This window comes from Brevundimonas sp., from assembly GCF_047617075.1.
In the GTDB taxonomy this organism is placed as follows: Bacteria; Pseudomonadota; Alphaproteobacteria; order Caulobacterales; family Caulobacteraceae; genus Brevundimonas.
This window is the reverse complement of sequence record NZ_JBLGCI010000002.1, coordinates 314,408-321,573: the sequence shown is the minus strand read 5'-3', so window position 1 is coordinate 321,573 and position 7,166 is coordinate 314,408. Positions and strand designations below refer to the sequence as shown.

The window sequence follows — 7,166 nt, the reverse complement described above, 5'->3', positions numbered from 1 at the left end:
GCGTGGGGAGGAGACCCTGACCTAGTCCAGCGTGCGCTTGATCTCTTCGACGGTGAAGCACTCGATGTAGTCGCCGGCCTTGATGTCCTGGAAGCCCTGGAAATGCATGCCGCACTCCTGGCCCGAAGGCACCTCGTTGACCTCGTCCTTGAACCGCTTGAGCGTCGTGAGCGTGCCCAGTTCCAGCACCACCACGTCGTCGCGGATGATACGGACCTTGGCGCCCTTGCGGACCACGCCCTCGGACACCCGGCAGCCGGCGATCTTGCCGGTCTTGGAGATGTCGAACACCTGCAGCACCTTGGCGTTGCCCAGCCAGGTCTCGCGCTGGATCGGCGCCAGCATGCCGGACAGCACGCCCTTCAGATCGTCAAGCAGGTCGTAGATGATCGCATAGTAGCGAATCTCCACGCCTTCCTTGTCGGCCAGGTCGCGGGCCTGTTTCGAGGCGCGGACGTTGAAGCCGATGATCGGCGCGCCGGCCGACTTGGCCAGGGTCACGTCGCTCTCGGTGATACCGCCGGCGCCGGCGTGGACGATGCGCGCGCGCACCTCCTCGTTGCCCATCTTCTCCAGCGAGCCGACGATGGCCTCGGCCGAGCCCTGCACATCCGCCTTGATGAGGACGGGCAGTTCCGAGACCTTCTTGTCCTGAAGCTTGGACATCATGTCGGCCAGGGAGACCGCGGCCGGAACAGTGGCCTTCTCGCGCTTCTTGCGGGCGCGGAACTCGGTGATCTCGCGAGCGCGGGCCTCGCTCTCGACCACGGCGAAGGGCTCGCCGGGATCCGGCGCCTCGTCCAGACCCAGAATCTCGACCGGGGTGGAGGGGCCGGCCTCGGCCAGCTGTTCGTTGCGCTCGTTAAGCAGGGCGCGGACCTTGCCCCAGGCGGAGCCGGCCACGACGATGTCGCCGCGCTTCAGGGTGCCGCGCTTGACCAGAACCGTGCCGACCGGGCCGCGGCCCTTGTCCAGCTTGGCCTCGATAACCACGCCTTCGGAGCGGTGCTCGGGGTCCGCCTTCAGGTCCATCAGTTCGGCCTGAAGCAGGACGGCGTCCATCAGACCGTCCAGATTGGTGCGGTTCTTGGCGGAGATCTCGACCACCTGGGTGTCGCCGCCCAGGCTTTCGGCCACGATCTCGTGCTGCAGCAGCTCGTTGACCACCTTCTGCGCATTGGCGTCAGGCTTGTCGATCTTGTTGACCGCCACGATGATCGGCGAACCGGCCGCCTTGGCGTGGCTGATGGCCTCCGCCGTCTGGGGCATGACGCCGTCGTCGGCCGCCACCACAAGGATGACGATGTCGGTCACATTGGCGCCGCGCGCCCGCATGGCCGAAAAGGCCGCGTGGCCCGGCGTGTCCAGGAAGGTGACGCGCTGGTCGTCCTTCAGGCGGACCTGATAGGCGCCGATGTGCTGGGTGATGCCGCCGGCCTCGCCGCCCGCCACGTCGGTGGTGCGCAGGGCGTCCAGCAGGCTGGTCTTGCCGTGGTCCACGTGACCCATGATGGCGACGACCGGCGGACGCGGCGTCGTGGCGTCCTTGTCGGCCTCATCGGACAGGAAGCCCGTCTCAACGTCGGATTCCGAGACACGGCGCACGCTCATGCCGAACTCGTCGGCCACCAGTTCGGCGGTGTCGGAGTCGATCACGTCGGTGATCTTCATCATCAGGCCCTGACGCATCAGGAATTTGATGATGTCGACGCCGCGCACGGCCATCCGGTTGGACAGTTCCTGCACGGTGATGATGTCGGGAATGACCACTTCGCGCGGACGGTTCGGCGCATCGGTGGAGCCGCCCTTGCGCTTTTCCTTTTCGCGCTCGCGGGCCCGGCGGACCGAGGCCAGCGAACGGATGCGCTCGGCCGCGTCCTCATCGCCTCCAGCGAGGGCCTGGATGGTCAGGCGGCCTTCGCGGCGCTTGGGCTCGCCCTTGCCGCGCGACACGGGTTTGGCGTCGCGGCGATCGCGATCGTCCTCACGGGCGCGGCCGAACCCGGCGCCCGGGGCGCGGCTGGGCCGGGCCACCTCGGGCGTGGCGGGGGGCTGGTTCGGAGCGCCGCGCGCGGCGGGCGCGCCGCGTCCGCCCTCGGAGCGGCCGGCGCCGGGCGCCGGCTTGGGCGCCAGGGCGGAATAGCGGACGGTCTTTGTGGGGGCGGCCGAGGGGGCCGAATCCGGGCGGCCGCTCATGGCCGCCTCACGCGCGGACTGGCCGCCGAAGGCCGGCGGCTGAGGCCGCTCGCGGGGCGCATCCTTGCGGGGGACGCGCTGGCCGAAATTCACCTTCGGCGCGCGCTTGGGCGGCGCCGACAGATCGGGCTTGGGCGCAGCCGGCGCCGCTTCGGTCTTCGTTTCGGGCTCAGCCTTGGGCGCGACGGGCGCCTTGGCCTCGACAGGCGCGGGCTCAGCAGCCTTGGGCGCCTCGACCGGCTTGGCCGGCGCTTCGGCGGCGGCCTTGGCTGCGGCCTCCGCCTCCTTGCGGGCGGCAGAGTCGCGGGCGGCCTTTTCCTGCTCGGCGCGGGCCTGGGCCTCACGCTCGGCGCGTTCGCGATTGGCCAGTTCGATGGCGCGGCGACGGGCCTCCATCTCCTCGGCGGACAGACCGCCGGGGCCCTCGGCGCGCGGCGCGCGAGCCGGCGGGGCCGACGGCGCGGCGGGCGCGGGCCGGTTGCGGGCCACGTCGAAACCCTGCGGACGCTGAACGCCCGGCGTGGCGCCGACGCGGCGCTTGGTCTCGACGACCACGGTCTTGGACCGGCCATGGCTGAAGCTCTGCTTCACCGTGCCGGTGGACACCGAGCCCGCCTGGCGCGGCCGCAGGCTCAGCGGCGCGCGCGGTCCCGTCGTGGAAGGGGTTCCGCCCTGATTGCCGCCCTGGGGCTTGCCGTCGGTCTTGTTGTCGTTCTCGTCGCTCATCCGGTCGCTTTTACTCGCGGCGGTCGCCCGCCCATTGGTTCAAAAACACAAACAGCCGTGCGTGGCCTCGCTTCCCTTTCAGGAAACGGAGCCGCGCCCGTCGAAGGCTCCCGCTGGCCCGCTCTCAGTCGCGGCGGCGGGCCGGTCCGAAGACCCGGCCTGACGCCAGTCCTGGGGTCGGAGCGGTCGAAATCCCGCCAGTCGCCCGACCTCCTGGGTCCAGCGATCAGCCCGCCCGCCCGCAAGCAGGACGCCATGTATCGCATTTTCCAGCCCCAGGGCCAAACCCAAATCTTCGGCGGTGAAGGCGCCGCAGACTTCGGGGGGATTGGGCTGGTGAGCGGCCAGGGCCAGAATCTTGCCGCGGCCGTCCGCCGCGCCGTCCGAGGCCTCTACGATCCAGGCGGCCTGACCGCCGCGGATCGCCGCCATGCTTTTCTCGAAACCCGAGATAAGCGCGCCTTCGCGCCGCGCAAGACCCAGTTGCTCCAGACAGCGCCGCACCAGCAGTCGTTCGATCTGATCGGCCAGGTCGGGGGCGGCCTTGAGGGGGGCCTTGGCGGCGCGGGCGAACAGGCCCTTGGCGGCGGCCGTGGAGACGGACACGCGGTCCGCCGCCACCCACAGCCCCCGGCCCGGCAGCTTGCGCGCCAGATCCGGGACCACCGCGCCGTCCGGCCCGGCCACGAAGCGGATCAGGCGTGATTCCTCCATGACCTCGCGGGTGACGAGGTCGCGGCGTTCACGCTCTGATGTCGCTGCGGCGAGGCTCATGGACGGTTGCGGCTCCCATCACGCGTCGCGGGATTTTTCGAGGTCTTCGGCGAAGACCTCCGCGTCGCCCTCGGCCAGTTCGGCCTGTTCGACACCCTCGTCGCCTTCGCCGGCCTGGCCTTCGCCGCCGAACACGGCCTCGGCCTCGTCATAGACGCCCTCGCCCTCTTCCTCGGCGTATTCGGGCTCCGGCTCGGGCTGGGGCAGTTCGGACGCGTCAATCCAGCCGGCGGCCACGCGGGCCTGCAGGATCAGCATTTCGGCGTCTTCCTGGGGCAGATTGAAGCTTTCCAGAACGCCCGGCACACGCACGCGCTCGCCGTTCCTGACCTCGAAGCCGCCGCGGATTTCGTCGGTGGCCAGATCGGCCAGATCCTCGACCGTCTTGACGCCGCCTTCGCCCAGGGCGACGGCGATGGGCAGGGTCACGCCGGGGACTTCCAGCACGCCGTCCTCGACGCCCAGCTCCTTGCGCTTCGCATCCATCTCGGCGGCCTGACGGCTCAGGTAGTCATTGGCGCGGGCCTGCAGCTCCTCGGCGGTCTCCTCGTCGAAGCCTTCGATGTCGGAGATTTCGTAGGCTTCCACGAAGGCCACGTCCTCGACGGTGGCGAAGCCTTCGGTGACCAGCAGCTGGGCGATGACCTCGTCCACGTCCAGGGCGTCCTGGAACAGCTGGGTGCGCTCGGCGAACTCGCGCTGGCGACGCTCGGAGTCCTGGCTTTCGGTGATGATGTCGATCTGCCAGCCGGTCAGCTGGGAGGCCAGACGCACGTTCTGGCCGCGGCGGCCGATGGCGAGGCTCAGCTGCTCGTCCGGCACGACCACTTCCACGCGGCCGGCTTCCTCGTCCAGAACCACCTTGGCCACTTCAGCGGGGGCCAGGGCGTTGACGATGAAGGTGGGCTCGTCGGGGTTCCACTGGATGATGTCGATCTTCTCGCCCTGCAGCTCGGCGACCACGGCCTGGACGCGCGAACCGCGCATGCCGACGCAGGCGCCGACGGGGTCGATGGAGCTGTCGTTTGACAGCACGGCCATCTTGGCGCGCGAGCCGGAGTCGCGGGCGGCGGCGCGGATCTCGATGACGCCGTCGTAGACCTCGGGCACTTCCTGGGCGAACAGCTTGGCCATGAAGCCCGGGTGGGCGCGGCTCAGCATGATCTGCGGGCCCTTCACCTCGGGGCGCACGTCATAGATGTAGGTGCGGATGCGGTCGCCGATGTTGAACACCTCGCGCGGGATGGACTGGTCGCGGCGCATGACGCCCTCGCCCCGGCCCAGATCGACGATGGTGTTGCCGTATTCGACGCGCTTGACCGTGCCGTTGACGATCTCGCCGACGCGATCCTTGAACTCTTCGTACTGGTTGGCGCGCTCGGCCTCGCGGACCTTGCCCATGACCACCTGTCGAGCCATCTGGGTCTGCACACGGCCGAAGTCGAAGGGCGGCAGCTCCTCGACGTATTCCTTGCCCACCTCGGCTTCGGGGTCGCGCTTCTGGGCGTCCTTGAGGCGCACCATGGCGGAGTCGTTGAACTCCTCCAGTTCGTCCTCGGGCTGCCAGTCGTCCTCAACCACCGTCACGTGACGGGTCAGGGCCAGTTCACCGGTCTTGGGATCGATCTTGGCGCGGATGTCGTGGTGCGCGCCGTAGCGCGACTTGGCGCCCTTCTGGATCGCTTCCTCGATCGCCTCGATGACGATCTCCTTGTCGATGTTCTTCTCCATGGCCACGGCGTTGGCGATGGAGAGCAGCTCCATGCGGTTGGCGGAGATTCCGGTGACAGCCATCAGGCTTCGTCCTCTGTTTGGTCAGGGTCAGTGTCGCCGCGATTGCGGCGGATATCCTCGCCCCGCTTGAGCAGGGCGTCGGTGAGAATGAGCTTGGCTTCGGACAGCCAGGCGAAGGGCAGAAGGGCGGTGTCGTCCTCGCCCTCCAGATCCACGGCCACCATGGGATCGGCGCTGTCGGCGTCCTCGACCCCGGCCAGCAGGCCCCGGAACCGGCGCCGCCCCTCGACCATGCGGTCGGTCTCGAGGCGGGCCTCGTGGCCCTCGAGCAGCTGGAAATCGATCAGGCGGGTCAGCGGCCGGTCGATGCCCGGCGAGGAGACCTCCAGCAGATACTCGCCGGCGATGGGATCGGCGGCGTCCAGCACCTCGCTGATGGCCCGGCTGAGCCGCGCGCATTCCTCGACCGAGATGTCGTGGTCGCTGGGCCGTTCGGCCATAACCTGCAGGCGCCGGCGCTGGGTGCCGCCCATCAGGCGCACCCGCACGATGTCCAGCCCCAGCGTTTCCGCGATGGGGTCCAGAAGCTCGATCAGCATGCGGTCTTCGGCCGTCTTCGCCCGCAAGGCCATGCACTCCAACAAAAAAGCGGCGGACCTTGCGGCCGCCGCTCCGAAAAGCGTCGTCCGACGCCCGTCGATAACGATGTGAGCGGCCATATAGGCCAGCACGGGGGCCTTGTCATCCTTTTTGCGAATGAGACGATGCGCGATGGCGCCTGCGCCGTGGTATGATCGGGGTTCACCGGCGGGGGAGCGCCGGACAAGAGGGAGGGATAATTATGCGCGTGATGATGACGGCTGCGATCCTGCTGGCGTCCGCCGGTGCGGCGGTGTCTCAGGACTGGACCGCCTATAACGAACAGGGAATGGTGGGGGCCGTGGCGCGATGGCCGTCGGGCGCCATTCTGTTCGCCCGTTGCGACGCCGGCCAGCTGGCCCTTCTGACGCCCCTGGCGGCGCCGGTGGAAGGCGGCTTCGCTCGCGCGGAATACAGCTTCAACGATGGGGAAACCGCCGTGGAAACCTGGTCGGCGTCTGCGGACGGCCGTACGGTCTTCGCGCGCAACCCCGCCAGATTCTCTCGCGCCCTGATGAGCGCCTCCAGCCTGTCCCTGCGGGTGACGGGGGACGACGCCCCCAGCCAGAGGTTCGAACTGAATCTCCCGTCGGACACGCGCCCTCTGGCCGACACCCTGAACGCCTGCGGCGACACCCTGACCGACTCGCGCGACGCCCTGCCGCTCATCTCCGCCCCCCAGTGGGCCAGCAGGCCGAACGCCTCGGTCATTCAGAGGTTGTATCCTCTGGAGGCGGCCGCCTCCGAAACCAGCGGCGTGGCGCATGTGGCCTGCGTGGCCCGATGGGACGGCACGCTCGAAGACTGCCGCCTGTTGTCGGAGACACCCCCCGACATGGGTTTCGGAGAGGCCACGCTACGGGCCGCCCGGCGCCACCGGCTCGAGGCGGCTCCGCAGCAGGGTGCGGATCCCCGCCGGGGCATGGTCCATCTCACGATCCGCTGGGAATTGAGCTGACAATGCAGAAAGCGGATGCAAGCCCGGCGTTCATCCGCTAGACGCCCCTCTGTCGCGGGTGTGGTGGAATTGGTAGACGCGCCGGACTCAAAATCCGGTTCCGCAAGGAGTGTCGGTTCGAGTCCGACCACCCGCACCA

The 7,166-nt window shown here is 69.0% G+C and carries 5 protein-coding genes and 1 tRNA gene; 2 read left to right on the top strand and 4 right to left on the bottom strand.

The window, feature by feature from the left end; translation table 11 throughout:
- Positions 1 to 21 precede the first annotated feature (21 nt).
- The 4 genes from infB to rimP form a co-directional block, all read right to left on the bottom strand.
- Positions 22 to 2,922 (bottom strand): translation initiation factor IF-2, encoded by a 2,901-nt coding sequence (gene infB, locus ACI8U3_RS03495; protein ID WP_415013473.1) that lies wholly within the window; start codon positions 2,920 to 2,922, stop codon positions 22 to 24.
- A gap of 78 nt (positions 2,923 to 3,000) precedes the next feature.
- Positions 3,001 to 3,696, bottom strand: a complete 696-nt coding sequence (locus ACI8U3_RS03490; RefSeq protein WP_415013472.1) for an RNA-binding protein — start codon at positions 3,694 to 3,696, stop codon at positions 3,001 to 3,003.
- A gap of 18 nt (positions 3,697 to 3,714) precedes the next feature.
- Positions 3,715 to 5,490: a transcription termination factor NusA gene (gene nusA / locus ACI8U3_RS03485; RefSeq protein ID WP_415013471.1), complete on the bottom strand. Its 1,776-nt coding sequence runs from the start codon at positions 5,488 to 5,490 to the stop codon at positions 3,715 to 3,717.
- Positions 5,490 to 6,056: a ribosome maturation factor RimP gene (gene rimP, locus ACI8U3_RS03480; RefSeq protein WP_415013470.1), complete on the bottom strand. Its 567-nt coding sequence runs from the start codon at positions 6,054 to 6,056 to the stop codon at positions 5,490 to 5,492. The genes nusA and rimP overlap by 1 nt, the downstream gene beginning before the upstream one ends.
- A 215-nt stretch (positions 6,057 to 6,271) precedes the next feature.
- Between rimP and ACI8U3_RS03475 the strand changes: the two genes are divergently transcribed.
- Both ACI8U3_RS03475 and ACI8U3_RS03470 read left to right on the top strand, forming a co-directional pair.
- Positions 6,272 to 7,027 carry a TonB family protein gene (locus ACI8U3_RS03475; RefSeq protein ID WP_415013469.1) on the top strand — a complete coding sequence of 252 codons (756 nt, stop codon included), beginning with the start codon at positions 6,272 to 6,274 and terminating at the stop codon, positions 7,025 to 7,027.
- A 54-nt stretch (positions 7,028 to 7,081) separates the two neighbouring features.
- Positions 7,082 to 7,166, top strand: a tRNA-Leu gene (locus ACI8U3_RS03470).

Coding starts and splice junctions, on each gene's coding strand:
- infB (WP_415013473.1), bottom strand. CDS start 2,922: ATGAGCGACGAGAACGACAACAAGACCGACGGCAAGCCCCAGGGCGGC.
- ACI8U3_RS03490 (WP_415013472.1), bottom strand. CDS start 3,696: ATGAGCCTCGCCGCAGCGACATCAGAGCGTGAACGCCGCGACCTCGTC.
- ACI8U3_RS03475 (WP_415013469.1), top strand. CDS start 6,272: ATGCGCGTGATGATGACGGCTGCGATCCTGCTGGCGTCCGCCGGTGCG.
- nusA (WP_415013471.1), bottom strand. CDS start 5,490: ATGGCTGTCACCGGAATCTCCGCCAACCGCATGGAGCTGCTCTCCATC.